Source organism: Microbacterium sp. NPDC057741 (genome assembly GCF_042798735.1).
Lineage (GTDB): Bacteria > Actinomycetota > Actinomycetes > Actinomycetales > Microbacteriaceae > Microbacterium.
Genome location: NZ_JBHVJW010000001.1, coordinates 1193361 through 1210895, shown reverse-complemented (window position 1 = coordinate 1210895; position 17535 = coordinate 1193361). Strand labels below are relative to the sequence as shown.

Below are 17535 nucleotides of genomic sequence, written 5' to 3'. Positions count from 1 at the left end.
CTGTAATGCGTGCCGCAGGCATGATTGAGTCATGATCAGTACCGTGCTCTTCGACCTCGACGGTGTGATCCGTCATTTCGATCCCGCGGTGACGATCGACATCGAAAGGCGTCATGGGATCGCGCCGGGGCGGATGATGAAGGTCGCCTTCGCTGGCGCCGCGGCCGAACAGCTGACGGTCGGACGCCTGCGACGGGCCGACTGGATAACCGGGATCGGAGCGTCGCTTGGTGCACCGGACGCTGCCGAGGAATGGGGTGCGCAGCGCGCTCGGCTCGACGACGACGTGCTCGCGCTCGCGGCAGGGCTCACGCGATCAGGCATCCGCACGGCGATTCTGACCAACGGCACAGACGGCATCCCTGCTGAAGTCGAGGCGCTGGGCCTGCCCGCGTTGTTCGACCCGATCTTCAACTCGGCTGAGATCGGTGTCGCCAAGCCGGATCCGGAGGTGTACGCCCGCGTCGTCGACGTGCTCGGATGCGATCCGGAGGAGATCTTCTTCACTGACGATTCTTCGCGGAACGTGGCGGCCGCGATCGAAGCGGGCATGCGGGGGCACTGCTTCGAAGACGCTGCGGGCCTCCGCGACGCACTGCGTGAGAATGGCGTGACCGTCGTCTAGAACGGCGCCGCTCTGTCCGCTTTGAACACCACGGTGTTCTGGGGTGGTGGTTGGTCGATGTAGACCCGGCCGCTGGGGCTGGTCCATTCCAGCTTTCCGGCGCCGACCTGTTTCACGTGCCAGGGCGAGTGGTGTTTGAGGACGTGGTGCCTGCGGCAGAAGGTGCCGAGGTTGTCGACGTCGGTCGCACCGCCGAGGGCGGCGTCGTGCGTGTGGTCGAGGTCGCAGTGGCGGGCGGCGTGTCCGCAGGTGGTGAACCGGCACCGCACATCACGCGCCTTCAGGTGCCGGCGCATCCGTTTGGAGGGCCGGTATCGGTCCACGGCAAGCAGTCCGCCGGTGATCGGATGCGTGAGCACCCTGTCCCACCCGGTCGCAGCGCCCGCCAGGGCACGCGCGGTGGTGGGGTCGATCGGGCAGGTCCCGTCCAGCTCCGCCGGTGGCGACCCGTCTTTTCCCATCAGGGTGGTGACCGGGACGGTCACGGAAACCTCGGCGTGGATCTCGTTCAGCAGGTCGTCGTCGTGCCCGGTGGGAGTGCCGGTCAGGATCAGCTCGGCAAGGAGGTCGAACCGCAGTTGGGCCAGGGTGCGCTGATCGCCGGCGGCACGGAGTTTCTTGCCCATCTGCGTGACCCGGTCGTGCATGCCGTGCACCAGCACGGCGGAGCCGTGCAGCACCAGATCCCCCATCCCGTCGGGCTGATCCACCATCCAGGCGCCGCGCTTCTCACACGCGTCCTGATGCCGCTCCTCGATCGAGCGGGGCTGGTGCTGTTCCGCAAGCCGCGCGGCGATGCCCCGCAGCCGGTTCGGGGACTCCGCCACCGCGAACGCCAGCACGCGTTCTGAGTACGCGTCCCGGGCGTCTGGGTGTTCCAAGTGCTCGGCGGCATCGACTATTACCCGGGTGTGCGCGGCGCTGATCCGCCCCGCACCCTGCGCCTGCCACACCAGCGGGAACCGGGTCACCAGCCAGTGCGCCTCCGTCATCCGCCGCTGCACCGTCCGATCGGACACGTGCTGCGCTGCCCCCAGCTCGGCCGCCACCGCCCGCAGCGTCAGCTCACCCGTGTCCAGGCCGTCGCTCTCCTCGATGGTGGCCGCGCAGAACTGGGCGGCCAGAGCGAGCATCCCATCCCGAGCCGCCTGTATCTCCGCGATCGTCCGTTCGATCTCGCGCACGGACTCCACAATGTCGCCGAGCACGTGCCGCTGCTCGACATCGACCTGCGAAAATCCGTTCATAACTCAAGTATGAACATGGCCACCGACATTGCGAGATATGCTCGCGGCGGATCGGTCACGGTAGCAGCGCGAGGGCCTCCGCTGCGACGAGATCCGGCTGGGAGACGGGGATCAGATGTCCTGACCGAGCGGCCACGACGTGCCTCGCACTGAGCGAGTGCGCCGTCTCCTGGTGCGCCCCGATGAGCCGCGTACGCATCCGCCGGTCTGCGACCGAGCTGCGTCTGCCGGAGAGGACGGTTACAGGGATCCCGCTCAGGTCCTCCGGTGCATTGAGCAGGCGCTGGATGTCGTCAGCGACGTGACTCAGCTCGGCCGCCGCAGCGCGCGCGGCGGCGACGGAGGAGGACGCCTCGGCAGCCGCAGCACGCCACGGCTCAGGCAGGCCGTTGAGCGTCCACCGCATCAGCGGAGCGAGCATCCGAACCTGCGCCAGCGGCGGCATCAGCATTCCCTGGGCCGCCGACATCCAGCGCATGACCGGCGAGACGTAGAGTTCGGCAGCGTGCTCGTCGCTCTGGTCCACGAGCACGACGCCTGTGGGCGGTGCGCCGGCGGCGGAGAGCTGCGCGGCCAGCATCCGCACGATCGGGCCTCCCCAGCTGTGTCCGACGAGCACCAGCCGCCGGTGCGGCTCGGTCTCGATGACCGACCGGAGATCGGCAGTCAGACCGGCGAGGTCGCGGTGGGTTGTACTCGGCGTGCTGGTGCCGTAGCCGGCGCGCTCGTACGCGATGACTCGCACCGATCGCGCGATGCGCTCCTGCACCGGCCCCCAGTACTGTCCGCTGATTCCGAGTCCGGCTTCGAGCACCACTAGGTCGTCGCCCGCACCCAGTCTCATCGTGTGCAGCAGGCGACCGTCTGCGGTCTCCACGAATCGATCGGGTTCGTCGGGCGTCACGGTGCCGAGCCTATCGGGGGCTCGCTCGTGCAGCGCGGTGTCGAGGTTCAGAGCAGAGCGTCCCGCCACAGGCCTTCGTGCCGGCGCAGATACTCCGTCACCGTGCGCCAGTGCGCACCGTGACCCTCGACGTACGTCGAGCCCCAGGGCTCCTCGCCGCGGTCGTGCGCCCGATGCAGCATCCGGAGCATGGCCCGTGTGCGTGTCGCCAACATGGCGGGGAGAAGTGCGCGCAACCGAGCGTCGGCGTCGTATCCGTCGACGAACGCGGCCAGGCGCAGGCCCGTCTCGTCCGGATCCGGGAGGGGATCGTTCAGAGCGAATGCCGACGCCGAGTACGCAAGGTCCCACAGGCGCGTGCTCGGGCCGGCGCCGTCCCAGTCGATGAAGACCCAGCGTTCGCCGACGATCAGATTCCACGGGGCCAGATCCCCATGACAGATCAGTTCCGGCTCGTCCAGTGCGGGAAGCAGCACGTCCCAGGCATCCGTCTCGCGGAACGCGAACGACGCGGCAGCGTCGTGGATGCCGCGGATCATCCTGCCGACCCGGCGGAGGCCGTCGGCATCGAGCACTCCCGGTTCCGCTCCCGGCACGAACTCCAGAATCTGCCGCCCCCGGTCATCCCTGCCGAGAGGCGCGGGCGCATCGACGCCCCGCGCCCGGACGTGCTCGACGAAGTCCCGCACGAGCGCCGTCTTCGCCGTCCACGGCTTCCGCACCGTGGTGCCGACACGCACGACGGACGCGGTCGCGTTACCGCCGATCAGCGGATGCTCGATGTCCACGGCAACAGCGTAGGCGAGCGATGTCGGTGGCCCGGAGCACCCTGAGCGGATGGACACGAAGATCGCACTGCAGGGCGAAGACATCACCGGTCGCGGGCGCACGGTCAACCCTTTCCTGATCCTCGACGGCGCTGCAGACTTCATCCGCTTCGCGGAGCAGGTGTTCGGCGCCGCGGAGAATCGCGAGGTCCGCACTCCGACGCCGAGCGGGGCGCTCATCCATGCCGAGATCGCGCTCGGCGACTCGCTGGTCCTGCTGAGCGACCCGCAGCCGGGGTGGCCGCTCAGACCCGGGCTGCTGCAGATCTGGATCGCCGACCTCGATGGCGTCATGTCCCGCGCGGAGCAGCGCGGCGGACGGGTGATCACGCCGCCGACGCCGTTCTACGGTGAGATCACGCTGGCGCGTCTCGAGGATCCGTGGCAGAACCTGTGGTGGCTGTACCAGCCCACACCGGGCCAGCCCGACCCGCTCCCTGTGTGGGAAGGGGGTTCCGACGTCGTCTTCCGCACGCTGGACGAGCACCTGCGCGTGTCAGGATGAGATGGATGCCTGAAGCAGCAGACGCACCCGAGACCCCGATCAACCGCTACGCCGCCCCGGCGGAGTGGCATGCCGTCGACGAGTACTTCGCCGGCGAACTCGTGCACGAGGACGAGGCACTCGTCGCAGCCCGCGACTCCGGCGCGCAGACGACCATGCCCAATGCCGAGGTCGCCGCCAACCAGGGGGCTCTGCTCGGCATGCTCGCGCAGCTCGTGGGCGCTCGCCGCGTGCTGGAGTTCGGCACCCTCGCCGGCTACTCCACGATCTGGTTCGCGCGGGCCGTCGGCGCCGAAGGCCGCGTTGTGACCCTCGAACTCGAACAGCAGAACGCGGATGTCGCGCAGCAGAACTTCGATCGCGCGGGAGTCTCCGATCGCATTGCGACGCTCGTCGGCCCGGCCGGAGAATCCGCCGATCGCCTCATCGCCGAACGCGCTGAACCCTTCGACCTCGTGTTCATCGACGCCGACAAGCCCAGCAACCCGCGGTACCTCGCCGCCGCACTGGCGCTGACCAGCCCCGGCGCGCTGATCGTGATCGACAACGTCGTCCGAGACGGTGCCGTCATCGAACCCGACAGCGACGATCCGCGCGTGCTCGGCGTCCGCCAGGTCGTGCGCGACATCGCCGAGAACCCCGAGCTGGATGCCACTGCGCTGCAGACCGTCGGCGTGAAGGGCTGGGACGGCATGATCGTCGTGCGCCGACGCTGAGCATGCGACCCTGCGTCGGCGAGTTCCTCGCGAGACCGCGGGTTCCGCACGAGGCCCAAGCTCTGCACATGGGTCTCATGCCGCCAACCGGGTCTCGCCCGGGCCTCACCGGGAACTCACGCGCCGCACGTGAAGGCGGCTCATGCTCGTCAGCCGCGCAGTTCGTCCGCAGCCAGTAGTCGTCCCATCGTGCGCAGGCCCAGCCGCGCCATCGCCGGGTTCGACTGCTCGTAGTACCAGCCCAGTCCGGCCGCCTGCTGCAGGGCCCAGGCAGCTCCGCGCCGCCACTCCGCGTCATCCGAGCCGATGCCCGCCCGCATCACCGCACGGTCGTCGGCACCGAGAAGGTGCCAGGCGGCGACGAGATCCAGCGCGGGGTCGACCGGTCCGAACGAGCCGGTGTCGAGCGCGCCGCTCAGACGCCCCTCCGGTGACAGGAGCAGATTCGGCGGAGTCAGGTCGCGGTGCGACATCACCTCGACACCCGGATGCGGGATGGTCCGCAGCTCCGCCCAGAGTCGCCGCGCAGCATCCGCGTCGAACAGATGACCGCTGCGGGCGAGGCACTCCTCGACCCACTCGTCGTGGTCGCTCAGCTCTCCGCCACGGCCGTGCCCGTCGAACGACCGGCCGCGCAACGGCGCGGCTCGCAGCGCGACGACGAGGCCCGCGAGGTCGCCCGCGAGCAGCGGATGCCGGGCATCCGAGAGTCCCTCCGCCGTCGCGCCGTCCACCCAGGAGACGACCATCCACGCCGACGCGTACTCCGCGCAGGCATCGACCACCCGCACCGGACTCGGCGCGGGCACGGGGCTGACCTCGGCGAACTCCGCCATCCGCTCGGCCTCTTCGCGCACCTCCGAGAGCGGAGTCGGCATCAACGGGAGGCGCGCGACGAGGCTGTCGCCGATGCGGAACAGCGCGTTCACCGTCCCCGGTGAGGGCAGCCGGCGCACCGGCATCTCCGCAGACTCGGCAACAGCATCCGAGATCAGCGCGACGGCCAGCCGGTCCTCCAAGACCAGCTGGCCGTCGTGCATGAGCGTCTCGCCCGTCAAGGGGCGCCCGGAGCCTGCGGCGGAGCCGCCGGCGGGTACGGCGCCGCCTGCGCCGATGTCGGCTTTCCGGCATCCATCCAACGGGTGTGCGCCTTCATCGCGTGCAGCACGGCGAAGCGCACGGCGAAGTAGATCACCAGCCCGATGACGGCGGCGACGATGGCCCACACGAAGGGCATGATGAACAGCATGTGCCAGCCGGTGAGACCGGCCATCACGACGCCTGTGCCCGCACCATCCACGCCTCGACCTCGTCGGCCGTGCGCGGGATGTCGGCGGACAGGTTGACCGGGCCGTCCTCGGTCATCAGGATGTCGTCCTCGATGCGCACGCCGATGCCGCGGAGCTCCTCCGGCACGGTCACATCGTCGATCTGGAAGTACAGCCCGGGCTCGATCGTGAACACCATGCCGGCCTGCAGCTCGCCGTCGTAGTACATCTCGCGGCGGGCCTGCGCGCAGTCATGCACGTCGAGGCCGAGGTGGTGCGAGGTGCCATGGACCATGTAGCGCCGCTGCTGGCCGCCCTTGTCGGCGTCGAGAGCCTCCTCGGCGCTCACCGGCAGCACGCCCCACTCGGCGGTGCGCTCTGCGATGACCTTCATCGCGGCCTCGTGCACAGCGCGGAACTTCACCCCGGGGCGGGCCGCGGTGAATGCGGCATCCGCGGCTTCGCGCACGGTCTCGTAGACGCGCCGCTGCACCTCGGTGAACGTGCCCGACACCGGAAGGGTGCGGGTGATGTCGGCGGTGTAGAGGCTGTCGGCCTCGACACCCGCGTCGATGAGGATCAGGTCGCCGGGCAGGACGGCGCCGTCGTTGCGGGTCCAGTGCAGGTAGCAGGCGTGCGGGCCGGACGCGGCGATCGTGTCGTAGCCCTCCCAGTTGCCGTCGCTGCGAGCGCGCTGGTGGAAGACGCCCTCGACGATGCGCTCTCCGCGCGGGTGCTCGATCGCGCGGGGCAGGTCGCGGATGACGTCGTCGAAGCCGGATGCCGTGACGGCGACCGCATGCTTCATCTCGGCGATCTCGTACTCGTCCTTGAGCAGGCGCAGCTCTGAGACGAACTGCGTCAGCGCGGCGTCCTCGTCGACGACCAGATCGGCAGATCCTGCGGTGAAGTCGTCCAGGTGGGCGGTGGCGACGCCCAGGTCGGCGGCGACGCCGGCCAGCGACGGTCGCGGTCCGATCCAGAACTCGCCGATCGTGGCGTCCGAGTAGAACTCCGCGGTCGTGCGGTCGGCGCGCTCGCGGAAGTACAGCGTCACGTCGTGGCCGTCGGCGGTCGGCTCGAAGACCAGCAGCGAGTCCGGCTCCGAGTCGGCGGCCCATCCGGTCAGGTGCGCGAACGCGGAGTGTGCACGGAACGGGTAGTCGGTGTCGTTGCTGCGCTGCTTGAGGGCGCCTGCGGGCACCACCAGGCGCTGGCCGGGGAAGGCCTTCGAGACGGCGTCGCGACGCGCGGCGGCGTAGGGCGCCTGCGCCCGGGCTGCGGGCAGCGACTCGGTGCGCTCGGCCCAGCCGGTCGAGATGGTGTCCAGGAAGCCCTGGGGGAACGGCTGACGCCGGTTGGTCTTCTCCTCGACGACGTCTGCGTCGGAGGTCTCAGCGATCGTGTCGCCGTCTGCGGGGGTGCTCATGCCTTCCATCCTCTCACCCCTGACAGCACAGGACCCGGGCGGAGCTGAGTCCCACCCGGGTCCTGCGCAGCGCGGCAGTCAGATCACTGCACGGCCTTCAGCGCGTTGACGATGCCCGTGCCGTAGTAGCTGTTCTGCGCGGTGGTGCCGACGCAGGCGGCGCCTTCGTCGTACTGCGGCGCCGAGCACGCCGTAGACGTCGCGTCGGAACGCAGCTTCTGCACCATCTGGGCCGGCGTCAGTTCGGGGTGCGCGGACTTCATGAGCGCGAGCACGCCGGCGACGTGCGGCGAGGCCATCGACGTACCGCTCATGTACGCCCAGCCGCCGCCGGGAACCGTCGATGCGATCCGCGAGCCGGGAGCAGCGACGTCGATCTGACCGAGGCCGCGGTTGGAGAAGTACGACAGCTGGCCCGTCTCGGTGAGCGACGAGACCGTCACGACGCCGGGAAGCTGCGCGGGGATGTCCAGGCAGCCCTCGTTGATCGTGCGCGTCACGGGCGCGGGCGCATCGTTGGGGCTGCCCTCGTCGACCGTGTTGGTCGTGAGGTCGAGACCCGAGTTGCCGGCCGCGGCGGCGCTGACGACGCCCTTGTCCTCGGACCACTTGACGGCTCGCGTGACTGCTTCCTTGACAGCGGCCTGGTCGGGCTGGTCGCCGCACCAGAACTCGAACGGGTCGATGTAGTAGCTGTTGTTCGTGACATCCATCCCGCGCTGCCCGGCCCACATGAAGCCGCAGATCGCGTACTCGGGGTAGATGAATCCGTCGTCGTTGACGACCTTCACCGAGGCGACGCGCACGTTCGGCGCGACACCGACGATGCCGATCCCGTTGCGCGCAGCGGCGATGGTCCCCGCGACGTGCGTGCCGTGCGAAGAGGTGGTCGGGTACCAGCCGCCCTCGGACTGGTCGGGGCGGCCTCCGGCCGTGCAGTTGACCGAGTCGGCGACGTCGATGTTCGCCTTCAGATCGGGATGCGTGGGATCGATGCCCGAGTCGAGAACCCCGACGAGCACGTTGCGGCTGCCGTCGGTGACCAGGTTCGCCTCATCGGAGTGGATCATCTTCATGTCCCACTGCAGCGACGTGTACTGCTCGGAGCCCGAACCGGGAATCGGAGCGGAGGGCTCGTCACCGTTGACGGGCTTGTTCTTGCCCTGGTTCCATCCCGACGATCCGGGGCCCCACGGCACGCCGGGGCCGGTGACCTTGTCCTTGACCTCGGCGGTGCGGGTGGCACCGACCGAGGTGATGACGTTCTTGCCGGTGACCCTGACGCTGTCGCGGAAGGCCGCGCGGTCGGACTGGGCGACGATCACGCCGATCTGCGGCCAGCTCTGCACGATGACGCCGCCCGCGTCGGTGACGGCCTTCTCGGCCTTGCGGGTCTGACCGGGGTTCGCCTGTGCGGTGTTGACCACGTAGCTCATCACGGTGCCGTCCGGCGGAATCACCGGAACGGGCGTCGAGGTCTCGGACGTGCCGGCGGTGGCACTGAGCCCGCCCGCGAGGACGAGTCCGAGGGCTGCGGCGGTGCCGACGATGGTGCGCATCGTCCGGCGTCGGGAATGGGGAGTCATGACGGCCTTTCATCATTGGAAGACCGGCTTCTGCCGGGAGGGCTGGTGGCCCTCCCTGCCTTTCTAGCGTGTGGGCTCCAGCTGCGCCACAAACGCGCGGTGATCCGATCCCGCGGCATCGTCGATCACGAGGGAACCGGTGGGCGTCCAGTTCGCGCTCGCCATGATGTGGTCGATGGGCGCCGACAGCAGGGCGGGGATGCTGCTCGGCCAGGTGCCCCACATGCCGGTCCCGGTTCGAGTGGCGACGTCCTGGCATCTGCCCATGTCACCGCCGGCGACGCCGAGCCTGGCCATGTGGTCGATCGTCGCGTTGAAGTCGCCCGCGAGGATGAAGTCGCCCTTCGGGCACTGGTCGGCGATCCACTGCAGATCGGTGCGCCAGCGTTCCATCGCATCCTGGCGCGGTGCGACGGCGTGCACCGCGACCACGGTCGGCCCGTGCCCGTCGACGGGCATCGCCACGACGCTGGGCACGGATTTCGTGTTGCTCGAGCCGTCGCTGGATGACTTGATCACGGAGTAGTCGCCGAGCTTCGGCGAGATCAGCACCGTGGTCTGCCAGGCCTGCGGGCCGTTCTTCACGTCGGGGCGGATGTTGACGTTGTGCACCCACATCGGACGGCCGCTCTCGCGCATCAGCACGGCGATCCGCTCGCCGACGCCGTCGGCCGTTTCGGGCAGGGTGACGATGTCGGCCTTCTGCGCGACGGCCTCGCGCGCGATCGTGTCGGCGGATGCCGCCTCGCCACGGGTGTTCCAGGTCATGACGCGCACGCTGTCCTCGGTCTTCGCGGGCAGCGAGCCCTCGGCGACGCCGCGGAGGCCGCCGATGACGCCGATCGCTCCGCCGGCGACGATCGAGATCACCAGCAGCGATGCCGCGAAGCCGCGCAGCGGCCGGGCGATCATGAGCAGCAGCGAGAGCACGCCGATCACTGCGAACGCGATCAGCAGGACACCGCGCACCGCCACCAGCTGGGCGAACGGGAAGGTCTGCTCGAGCCTGAAGAACTGCGGCCAGACGACGACGGCCGCGGCGATCGCGTAGAGCACGGTCAGCAGCAGACCAAGAAGTCGGAACATCACCTCGAGCCTAGGGGACACGGTCTGTGACGCCCCTGACTGCAGGGGGTGAGTACGCTCGGAGGATGACCACCGGCGCCCCGCGGTTCGCAGGTCCTGGCGACCTGCATCTGCACTCGAATCACTCCGACGGCACCGAGACGCCGGCCGAGGTGGTCCGTCAGGCGCACGCGCACGGGGTGAGGACGGCCGCGCTGACCGATCACGACCGCACGACGGGATGGGACGAGGCCGGCGACCAGGCGGTCGCCCTGGGCATGACCTTCATCCCGGGCATGGAGTTCTCGTCGAAGCACGAGTGGCGCAGCGTGCACGTGCTCGGCTATCTGTTCGACCCGACGGATGCCGCGCTGGTCGCGGAGACGAACCGCATCCGCGATGACAGGATCGGCCGTGCCGAGCGGATCGTGCGGAACATCTCGCGCGACTACGACCTGACCTGGGACGACGTGCTGGCGCAGACCGCGGGGGATGCCACGATCGGGCGCCCGCACATCGCCGACGCGCTGATCGCGCGCGGCATCGTCGCAGACCGCGGAGAGGCCTTCGAGGGGGTCCTGCATCCCCGCACCGGGTACTACGAGCCGCACTACGCGCCCGACCCGCTCACCGCGGTCCGCCTGATCACGGATGCCGGGGGAGTGGCGATCATCGCCCACCCCGCGACCGCGGGGCGCGACCGCATGATGCCTGTCGCGTTCATCGAGCGGCTGATCGACGCCGGGCTCGCCGGCTTCGAGATCGAGCACCGCGAGAACACCGAGGAGGGCAAGCGGATGCTGCGCGACATCGCCGCACGGCACGACCTGATCGTCACCGGCTCGAGCGACTATCACGGCGCCGGCAAACCGAACCGGCCCGGCGAGAACACCACCGATGCGGGCATGATCGCCCGCCTGATCGATCGCGGCACCGGCTCGGCGCCGCGGTACCCCGCCTGACCCAGCGCCCTGTTCTCCGCAGCCGAGGCCGTTCGCGCTGCTGTTATCTGTTCGCGCTGCTGTTCTTGGCGTCATCGGAGGCCCGCGCTGCTCTTCCTGGCTCGTGCGGCGCCGATCTGCGCCGCGTGAGCGGAAATGTGCAGCGCGAGCACGATGCGCGAGCGGAGGCGCAGGGCGAGCGCGCCCCAGGCGACCTCGGAGCTTCGCGTCGTAGCCTCCATCCATGCAGCGGGGCACCTCTCTCGAACGCCGGATCGACGTCGTCGCGAGACGCGTGCTGCAGGGGGCTCCGCACCGCGGCATCCGCGCCGGGCTGATCGAGTTCGCGGTGTTCCTGCTGAAGCAGGCGTGGGCGTGCATCTTCGGGGCGTCTCTGCTGGTGCTGATCATCGCCGCGCGGCTCTGGTACCCCGATGACGCCCTGCTCGCACGCAACGACGCCCTGACGGTCGCGGCCGTGCTGATCCAGGTGGTGATGATCACGTTCCGGCTCGAGACCGGTCGCGAGCTGTGGGTGATCGTCATCTTCCACATCACCGGCACTGTCATGGAGCTTTTCAAGACGGACGTCGGGTCGTGGGAGTACGCCGCGGGCGGGTACCTGCACCTGGGAGCGGTGCCACTGTTCAGCGGGTTCATGTACGGCGCGGTCGGGTCGTACATGGTGCGCGTGCACCGGCTTTTCGACCTGGCGTTCACCCGGTATCCGCGGCGCTGGATGACCGTGGTGCTCGGTGCCGCGATCTACGCGAACTTCTTCATGCACCACTTCTGGATCGACCTTCGCTGGGTGCTGATCGCCGCTGTCGTGGTGCTCTGGATTCCGACGACGATGTACGCGCGATCCTGGCGGGTGACTCTGCGGCTGCCGCTGCTGGCGGTGTTCGCCGGCGTCGCCGTGTTCATCTACGCGGCGGAGAACATCGGCACCTGGGCCGGCGCCTGGTCGTACCCGAATCAGGCCGGAGGGTGGGAGCTCGTGTCGCCGAGCAAGCTCACCTCGTGGTTCCAGCTGATGATCATCTCGGTCGTGCTGGTCACTCTGGTCTATCCGCCGCGGGTGCCCGAGCGTGCGGGCGCGCAGCGGTCGCAGTATGAGGAAACGCCCTCAGCCGTGCGCTGAGGGCGTTTCGTCGAGATGCGTGGTCAGGCGCCGGTGGGCGCAGCGCCGCCGGAACGGCGACGGCGACGGCGACGCTGCGGAGCGGGCTTGCCGTCGTGGTGCTCACCGGTGGTGTCGCCGTCGTGGGTGCCGGCGCCCTCGGCGTCGCGGTCGGCACCCTCAGTCGCGGCGGGTGCCGCTTCTGCGGCATCCGTGCCCTCGGCGAACGTCGACCCGACCGGCTCGGTGGCCCGGCGGCGACGGCGACGACGCTTCGTGGTGCCCTCGCTGGTGCCCTCAGCGGCAGCATCCGCCGCCTTCTGCGGCTGACGCTGCTTGCGCTCGCCGGCCGGCTTCTCGGCCTTCGGAGCGGTGACGAGACGACCCTTGGTGCCGGCGGGGATGTCCAGGTCCTCGTAGAGGTGCGGGCTCGACGAGTAGGTCTCGACGGGCTCCGGCTGGCCGAACTCGAGGGCGCGGTTGATGAGGGCCCACTTGTGCAGGTCCTCCCAGTCGACGAACGTGACCGCGATGCCGGTCTTGCCGGCGCGGCCGGTGCGACCCGCGCGGTGCAGGTACGTCTTCTCCTCGTCGGGGATGGTGTGGTTGATGACGTGCGTGACGTCGTTGACGTCGATTCCTCGGGCGGCCACATCGGTGGCGACCATCACGTCCTTCTTGCCGGCCTTGAACGCGGCCATCGAGCGCTCGCGCTGGTCCTGTCCCATGTCGCCGTGCACGGCGGCGGCGTTGAACCCGCGGTCGCTCAGCTCATCGACCAGCTTCTGCGCGGCGCGCTTGGTACGGGTGAAGATCACGGTCTTGCCGCGGCCCTCGGCCTGCAGGATGCGGGCGATGACCTCGTCCTTGTCCAGTGCATGTGCGCGGTAGACCAGGTGCTTGATGTTCGCCTGCGTGAGGCCCTCGTCGGGGTCATTCGCACGGATGTGGATCGGGTTGGTCATGAACCGGCGCGCGAGGGCGACGATCGGGCCAGGCATCGTGGCCGAGAACAGCTGCGTGTGCCGGGTCGCGGGGACCTTCTGGAAGATCTTCTCGATGTCGGCGAGGAAGCCGAGGTCGAGCATCTTGTCGGCCTCGTCGAGCACGACTTCGGTGGCGTTCGACAGGTCGAGCAGGCGCTGCCCGGCGAGGTCGATCAGGCGGCCGGGGGTGCCGACCACGATCTGCGCGCCGGCCTTGAGCTGCTCGATCTGACCTTCATAGGCCTTGCCGCCGTAGATGGCGACGACGCTCGTGGAGCGGTTCGAGGTCAGCAGATCCATGTCCTCGTAGACCTGCACGGCCAGTTCACGGGTCGGCACCACGATGAGCGCCTTCACGCCCGGCTCCGGGTCGAGGCCCAGTCGCTGCACCACGGGGATGCCGAAGCCGAAGGTCTTACCGGTGCCGGTCTTGGCCTGGCCGATGATGTCCTGGCCGGGAAGGCCGAGCGGGATGGTCTGCTCCTGGATCGGGAACGCGTCCACGATGCCCTTGGCAGCGAGTGCGTCGACGATGTCCTGATCGATGCCGAGATCGGCGAAAGAAGTCACGGTATGCATTGCCTGTCCGGCGATCGCGCTGTGCTTCGTCGCACCCCGGGAGTCGCCTCGTAAACGGATCCACGCCGTCTCTGATCTCAGGCGCGGGGCCCTGCTCCACCGGCAGGACGGGAACCAGCCTACCGGAGAGGTGCACCGATGCCCGAGATCAGCGTTGTCCCCGCCGATCGCCGGGCACTAGCATCCGGTCATGCAGGAGAACTGGCGGAGCATGATCGCGGTGTCTGCGCTGGGCGGGTCCGCGGCCCTCCTTCTGCTGATTCCGGAGGTCTTTGCGATCTTCGGCGCTCGCGATGAGTGGTTCCGAATCCCTGACTACCTCCTTCCGCGGTGGATGGGATGCGTTGTCGCGCTCATCGTGGGCATCCTGCTGACGCTGCTCATCGTCGCCCTGATCCGAAAGTGGGGACCGGATGCGGGTCGCCGGCCTGTCATCGCGTGTGTTCTGCTGAGCTCGGCCGCGTCGGCGGCGCCGCTTGCGCTGTGGATCAACATCGTCGGCCACGCGGTGGTCCCGACGAGCGGGCTCGGCATCATCTCCTCGGGCATCGGGCTGTTGATACCGATCCTGGCCGCGGTCGCCTGGCTTTGGCTGTTCGGGGCCGCCAACGCCAGCCGCATACGCGGCAGGCTCGCGCCGCGAGGAGCTCAGAAGTGAACCTGATCAAGGGGCAGCTCGTCTTGTCGCGGCTGTACATGCAGGATATCGGCGCCTATCTCGCGGCCTTGATGATCTTGTTGGTTCTCGGGTCAGTCACGATCTTCTCCGCTCCGTCACCACTGCGGGTGTTCGTTGGGGTATTCGGTGCCGTGTGCATTGCGACCATCCTCGGCATGATCTTCGGGCGGAACAGGCGAGTGCGCGACCGCGCGTCGGAACTCCTGGAACGTAACGGCGCGGCGGTCGGCATGGCATTCGTCGATGGCCAGGAGGTGACGGCGGAGAGCGTCTACCGCGAGGGGTACGGGCAGGGAAGCGTCGCGTTCACCGAGGTCGGGATGCAGGTGCGGGAGCTCTCTTCGGATGATTGGGCGACGCGGCCGCCGATCGTGCAACGGGCACTCTCGGACATCAGCCGAGTCCGCAGCGAGCGTGCGATCCGCTTCTTCTACTATCCGGATCTGGTCGTCGAATTCGTGGGTGGAACGCGGTATCGATTCGTGCCGATCAAGCAGCGGGGCGTGCAATGGCGGGCGGGGATGACGCGCAAGGAGATGCGTGCGCTGCTCGTCCGTATCGGCAGCGTCGTCGATGGAGATCGCGTCGTCACCGACGGCAGCGAGCGGATGCAGTGGTGAACGCGCATCGGGACCGGCATCCGCCCCGGTAACCTGGGCGGGTGGTCAACTGGTTCTGGAAGAAGCGCCGCCAGCCCCGTCGCACCCTGTCGGTTCGCAGCCGGGGCGATCTGGGCGACGCGACGCGCGTCGACTTCGCCGAGCTCGCTCCGGAGCTGAGTCGATTCCTGGGCCAGGCCGCGTACCTGCAGCTCGGGTACTTCGAGACGCTGACCCGCGGCATCCGGGCCACGCCGGAACTGGCGCGCAAGGAAGCCCTGTCGCGCGCCGCCGGCGCCGCCCTCGACAAGCACCGCGGCATCGTGCGTGTGATCACCGAGCGCGGCGAGGACCCCACCGAGCTGATGCTGCCGTTCCGCGAGAACCTCGACGCGTTCCGGCGCATGACGATCGGTGCCCGACAGGAGGAGACGCTGCTCGCGGTCTACCTGACCGCCGGCATGCTCGACGACTTCTACCTCGCACTGGCGTCGAGCTACGGCGAGACAGGTGAGCGGGTCGCCGAGATCCTCCGCGAGGACGACGCCGGCCACGAGATCGTCGCCATCATCCAGCAGACCATCGAGAGCGATGAGGAGTGGCGCTCGCTGCTGTCGATGTGGGGGCGTCGTCTCGTCGGCGACACCCTGCTCGTCTGCCGCGGTGCACTGCGCCCGGAGCGACTCGCGCAGGACGAGCAGCGCATCGAACCGGTCTACACCGAGCTCATGGGCGCGCACGCGCGCCGCATGGACGCGATGGGGCTCGCCTCGTAGCAGCGTGCGGGGCTCTTGGTGAGGTGCCGGCGGGTCACGGTCGAATCTCTTTGCTGTGTGCGCTGATAGCGTCAGAGGAGTCGCCCGTATTCTCAACCCATGGGCAGGAGATGGGCTCGCGCGGTTTCGGCAGTGACGATGCTGTTCGTGCTGACCAGCTGCTCGGTGGCCGTCCATGGCTGGGTCGGGCTGCAACGCGGGGAGAGCAATTCGCTGAGTGCGATCGTCCAGATGTGTGAGGAATCTGTCGACGGCGCGACCTTGTACGCGTCCAAGGGCGGTGACGGGCAGCCTGTGGGCCGAGCCGAATTCGATTCCCCGATCACCGACAGCGGCCAAGTCGTGCTCGCGAGCCTGCAGCAACTCGACACGCGTGTGACATACAGCCTCTATGGGTGGACGAATTCAAGTACCAGTGCGGCAGCGGGATTCAGCTTCGAGAGGGAGGACGTGGCCGCAGTCAGCCCGGGGAAGGTGCTGGCAAAGGACCTCGACGACCCTGATCTCGCTTTGCGCTCATTCACGCCGGGTGACTTCTCGGCGATGGTGCTCGCCCACTGCGACGACTGATTTCACACCTGAAGACGCTCGAGCTTCCACGTCAGCCGCAGCGCGACTATCAGGGGCACCGCGCCCACGATCCCGAACGACATGTCGATCAGCTGCCAGCCCAGCGGGATGCCGCGGATGCCGCCGGCGATCAGCGCCAGCGGGAGGATCCCGAGGCACGCGATCAGGCCCCACTGGATGACCCAGACGTTGCGCACCGGATCGCGCAGCGGACCGATGAACGCGACCGCGATCACCAGATGCGCGAACGCCAGCCAGTCCGTGCCGTAGGCGATGAAAGGGAACCGGTCCGCGTTCGTCTCGAGGGCGACGGCGACGCGATCAACCCACGACACGGCATCAGGGAACCACGCAGCCGCAGGCATCCGATGCAGGGCATCCGAGGCGAGCGCGAGCTCCTCGCGTAGCGGGAACGCGGTCACGCCGCTCACCACGAGACCCACGATCATGACGACCAAGCACACCCGGATCGACCTGAGCGTGCGGCGGGACTCCAGCTCAGGCCCCGATCGCCTGCTGCGTCTTCTGGTCGGACGCGTGCCGCGCGACGGCGATGAGGTACGTGGCCAGCGCCGAGATCAGCAGCCCGCCGCCGATGCTCGCCAGCCACAACCAGCCGTTGCCCTCGGAGATGCCCGCCCACTGCATGGCCGTGTAGATCACGCCGGTCGACGCCGTGGCGATCGCGGGAGTGACCGCCACGCCGCGCAGGTGGCGGTACGGCAGCAGGAAGTGCAGGCCGATCGCCAGCGCGCAGGACGCGATCAGTGCCAGCAGGATGTACATGTCAGGCGACGAAGCCGACTCGGCGGGACTCCTCGGTGCCCAGCTCGATGTACGCGAGGTTCGCGGTCGGCACGATGTAGTCGTTGCCCTTCACATCGGTGAGGGTGAAGTGCGTCGTGCCCTGCTCGAGCGCACCCGAGATGGTGCTGCGCACCTCGTCGGCCGGGGCGTTGGTCTCGAATGTCAGTTCACGGCCGGTGTTGACGATGCCGATGCGGATTTCCACGCGTGCTCCTCTGACTTGCTGGGGTGCTCGCAACTCTATCGCGACGTCGGGGCGCCGGTCGCGCTGTACTGGCCGGTTTCGCCGAGGGCGCACAGCGC

Annotated in this window: 21 protein-coding genes; 9 read left to right on the top strand and 12 right to left on the bottom strand. The window is 68.8% G+C overall.

Going from position 1 to position 17535, the window contains the following annotated elements:
• Window positions 1-31: 31 nt before the first annotated feature.
• Complete coding sequence (locus ACFVDO_RS05800; RefSeq protein WP_378857005.1) at window positions 32-625, top strand: HAD family hydrolase; 594 nt, start codon at window positions 32-34, stop codon at window positions 623-625.
• On the opposite strand, the gene ACFVDO_RS05795 is transcribed toward ACFVDO_RS05800, so the two are convergent.
• From ACFVDO_RS05795 to ACFVDO_RS05785, 3 genes are read right to left on the bottom strand one after another with little or no spacing between them, the layout of a single operon-like run.
• Window positions 622-1872 carry a DUF222 domain-containing protein gene (locus tag ACFVDO_RS05795; RefSeq protein ID WP_378857003.1) on the bottom strand — a complete coding sequence of 417 codons (1251 nt, stop codon included), beginning with the start codon at window positions 1870-1872 and terminating at the stop codon, window positions 622-624. The two genes, ACFVDO_RS05800 and ACFVDO_RS05795, sit on opposite strands and share 4 nt — an antisense overlap.
• Window positions 1873-1927: 55 nt before the next feature.
• On the bottom strand, window positions 1928-2776 hold the full coding sequence (locus tag ACFVDO_RS05790) for an alpha/beta fold hydrolase (RefSeq protein WP_378857001.1): 849 nt from the start codon (window positions 2774-2776) through the stop codon (window positions 1928-1930).
• Between the two features lie 47 nt (window positions 2777-2823).
• Window positions 2824-3564, bottom strand: a complete 741-nt coding sequence (locus ACFVDO_RS05785; RefSeq protein WP_378856999.1) for a phosphotransferase enzyme family protein — start codon at window positions 3562-3564, stop codon at window positions 2824-2826.
• Between the two features lie 49 nt (window positions 3565-3613).
• Here ACFVDO_RS05785 and ACFVDO_RS05780 point away from each other — a divergent pair, with 49 nt between their 5' ends.
• Window positions 3614-4108 carry a VOC family protein gene (locus ACFVDO_RS05780; protein ID WP_378856997.1) on the top strand — a complete coding sequence of 165 codons (495 nt, stop codon included), beginning with the start codon at window positions 3614-3616 and terminating at the stop codon, window positions 4106-4108.
• Window positions 4109-4113: 5 nt separating this feature from the next.
• Window positions 4114-4824 carry an O-methyltransferase gene (locus ACFVDO_RS05775; RefSeq protein ID WP_378856995.1) on the top strand — a complete coding sequence of 237 codons (711 nt, stop codon included), beginning with the start codon at window positions 4114-4116 and terminating at the stop codon, window positions 4822-4824.
• Window positions 4825-4973: 149 nt separating this feature from the next.
• Here ACFVDO_RS05775 and ACFVDO_RS05770 read toward each other — a convergent pair whose 3' ends face one another.
• The 5 genes from ACFVDO_RS05770 to ACFVDO_RS05750 all read right to left on the bottom strand — a co-directional run bounded on the left by ACFVDO_RS05770 (window position 4974) and on the right by ACFVDO_RS05750 (window position 10193).
• Entirely contained in the window at window positions 4974-5882 is a 909-nt protein-coding gene (locus ACFVDO_RS05770; protein WP_378856993.1) for a phosphotransferase, read from the bottom strand.
• Complete coding sequence (locus tag ACFVDO_RS05765; RefSeq protein WP_378856991.1) at window positions 5879-6097, bottom strand: hypothetical protein; 219 nt, start codon at window positions 6095-6097, stop codon at window positions 5879-5881. Before ACFVDO_RS05765 ends, ACFVDO_RS05770 begins: the two co-directional genes overlap by 4 nt.
• Window positions 6097-7521 (bottom strand): aminopeptidase P family protein, encoded by a 1425-nt coding sequence (locus ACFVDO_RS05760; protein ID WP_378856989.1) that lies wholly within the window; start codon window positions 7519-7521, stop codon window positions 6097-6099. Before ACFVDO_RS05760 ends, ACFVDO_RS05765 begins: the two co-directional genes overlap by 1 nt.
• Before the next feature lie 83 nt (window positions 7522-7604).
• Entirely contained in the window at window positions 7605-9107 is a 1503-nt protein-coding gene (locus ACFVDO_RS05755; RefSeq protein WP_378856987.1) for a S8 family serine peptidase, read from the bottom strand.
• Between the two features lie 63 nt (window positions 9108-9170).
• Entirely contained in the window at window positions 9171-10193 is a 1023-nt protein-coding gene (locus ACFVDO_RS05750) for an endonuclease/exonuclease/phosphatase family protein (protein ID WP_378856985.1), read from the bottom strand.
• 65 nt (window positions 10194-10258) lie between these two features.
• On the opposite strand from ACFVDO_RS05750, the gene ACFVDO_RS05745 reads away from it, so the two are divergent.
• Window positions 10259-11134, top strand: a complete 876-nt coding sequence (locus tag ACFVDO_RS05745) for a PHP domain-containing protein (protein WP_378856983.1) — start codon at window positions 10259-10261, stop codon at window positions 11132-11134.
• Window positions 11135-11357: 223 nt separating this feature from the next.
• Window positions 11358-12257 carry a DUF817 domain-containing protein gene (locus ACFVDO_RS05740; protein WP_378856981.1) on the top strand — a complete coding sequence of 300 codons (900 nt, stop codon included), beginning with the start codon at window positions 11358-11360 and terminating at the stop codon, window positions 12255-12257.
• Window positions 12258-12280: 23 nt separating this feature from the next.
• On the opposite strand, the gene ACFVDO_RS05735 is transcribed toward ACFVDO_RS05740, so the two are convergent.
• Window positions 12281-13792: a DEAD/DEAH box helicase gene (locus ACFVDO_RS05735; RefSeq protein WP_378856979.1), complete on the bottom strand. Its 1512-nt coding sequence runs from the start codon at window positions 13790-13792 to the stop codon at window positions 12281-12283.
• 199 nt (window positions 13793-13991) lie between these two features.
• Between ACFVDO_RS05735 and ACFVDO_RS05730 the strand changes: the two genes are divergently transcribed.
• From ACFVDO_RS05730 to ACFVDO_RS05715, 4 genes are all read left to right on the top strand, one after another.
• Window positions 13992-14459, top strand: a complete 468-nt coding sequence (locus tag ACFVDO_RS05730; protein WP_378856977.1) for a hypothetical protein — start codon at window positions 13992-13994, stop codon at window positions 14457-14459.
• Window positions 14456-15100: a hypothetical protein gene (locus tag ACFVDO_RS05725; protein WP_378856975.1), complete on the top strand. Its 645-nt coding sequence runs from the start codon at window positions 14456-14458 to the stop codon at window positions 15098-15100. Before ACFVDO_RS05730 ends, ACFVDO_RS05725 begins: the two co-directional genes overlap by 4 nt.
• 41 nt (window positions 15101-15141) lie before the next feature.
• Entirely contained in the window at window positions 15142-15855 is a 714-nt protein-coding gene (locus ACFVDO_RS05720) for a ferritin-like fold-containing protein (RefSeq protein ID WP_378856973.1), read from the top strand.
• Window positions 15856-15993: 138 nt separating this feature from the next.
• Window positions 15994-16425, top strand: coding sequence for a hypothetical protein (locus tag ACFVDO_RS05715; RefSeq protein WP_378856971.1), 432 nt, complete (start codon window positions 15994-15996; stop codon window positions 16423-16425).
• A gap of 2 nt (window positions 16426-16427) precedes the next feature.
• Here ACFVDO_RS05715 and ACFVDO_RS05710 read toward each other — a convergent pair whose 3' ends face one another.
• The 3 genes from ACFVDO_RS05710 to ACFVDO_RS05700 are packed head-to-tail and all read right to left on the bottom strand — an operon-like array spanning window position 16428 to window position 17437.
• The gene (locus ACFVDO_RS05710; protein WP_378856969.1) at window positions 16428-16874 is read right to left on the bottom strand and encodes a hypothetical protein; all 447 of its coding nucleotides are present in this window, start codon (window positions 16872-16874) and stop codon (window positions 16428-16430) included.
• Between the two features lie 49 nt (window positions 16875-16923).
• Window positions 16924-17211 carry a hypothetical protein gene (locus ACFVDO_RS05705; protein WP_378856967.1) on the bottom strand — a complete coding sequence of 96 codons (288 nt, stop codon included), beginning with the start codon at window positions 17209-17211 and terminating at the stop codon, window positions 16924-16926.
• A 1-nt stretch (window position 17212) separates the two neighbouring features.
• Window positions 17213-17437: a DUF3107 domain-containing protein gene (locus ACFVDO_RS05700; RefSeq protein ID WP_378856965.1), complete on the bottom strand. Its 225-nt coding sequence runs from the start codon at window positions 17435-17437 to the stop codon at window positions 17213-17215.
• Between the last annotated feature and the right edge of the window lie 98 nt (window positions 17438-17535).

Coding starts and splice junctions, on each gene's coding strand:
- ACFVDO_RS05755 (WP_378856987.1), bottom strand. CDS start 9,107: ATGACTCCCCATTCCCGACGCCGGACGATGCGCACCATCGTCGGCACC.
- ACFVDO_RS05715 (WP_378856971.1), top strand. CDS start 15,994: ATGCTGTTCGTGCTGACCAGCTGCTCGGTGGCCGTCCATGGCTGGGTC.
- ACFVDO_RS05795 (WP_378857003.1), bottom strand. CDS start 1,872: ATGAACGGATTTTCGCAGGTCGATGTCGAGCAGCGGCACGTGCTCGGC.
- ACFVDO_RS05740 (WP_378856981.1), top strand. CDS start 11,358: ATGCAGCGGGGCACCTCTCTCGAACGCCGGATCGACGTCGTCGCGAGA.
- ACFVDO_RS05705 (WP_378856967.1), bottom strand. CDS start 17,211: ATGTACATCCTGCTGGCACTGATCGCGTCCTGCGCGCTGGCGATCGGC.
- ACFVDO_RS05765 (WP_378856991.1), bottom strand. CDS start 6,097: ATGGCCGGTCTCACCGGCTGGCACATGCTGTTCATCATGCCCTTCGTG.
- ACFVDO_RS05780 (WP_378856997.1), top strand. CDS start 3,614: ATGGACACGAAGATCGCACTGCAGGGCGAAGACATCACCGGTCGCGGG.
- ACFVDO_RS05800 (WP_378857005.1), top strand. CDS start 32: ATGATCAGTACCGTGCTCTTCGACCTCGACGGTGTGATCCGTCATTTC.
- ACFVDO_RS05760 (WP_378856989.1), bottom strand. CDS start 7,521: ATGAGCACCCCCGCAGACGGCGACACGATCGCTGAGACCTCCGACGCA.
- ACFVDO_RS05750 (WP_378856985.1), bottom strand. CDS start 10,193: ATGTTCCGACTTCTTGGTCTGCTGCTGACCGTGCTCTACGCGATCGCC.
- ACFVDO_RS05730 (WP_378856977.1), top strand. CDS start 13,992: ATGCAGGAGAACTGGCGGAGCATGATCGCGGTGTCTGCGCTGGGCGGG.
- ACFVDO_RS05745 (WP_378856983.1), top strand. CDS start 10,259: ATGACCACCGGCGCCCCGCGGTTCGCAGGTCCTGGCGACCTGCATCTG.
- ACFVDO_RS05710 (WP_378856969.1), bottom strand. CDS start 16,874: ATGATCGTGGGTCTCGTGGTGAGCGGCGTGACCGCGTTCCCGCTACGC.
- ACFVDO_RS05775 (WP_378856995.1), top strand. CDS start 4,114: ATGCCTGAAGCAGCAGACGCACCCGAGACCCCGATCAACCGCTACGCC.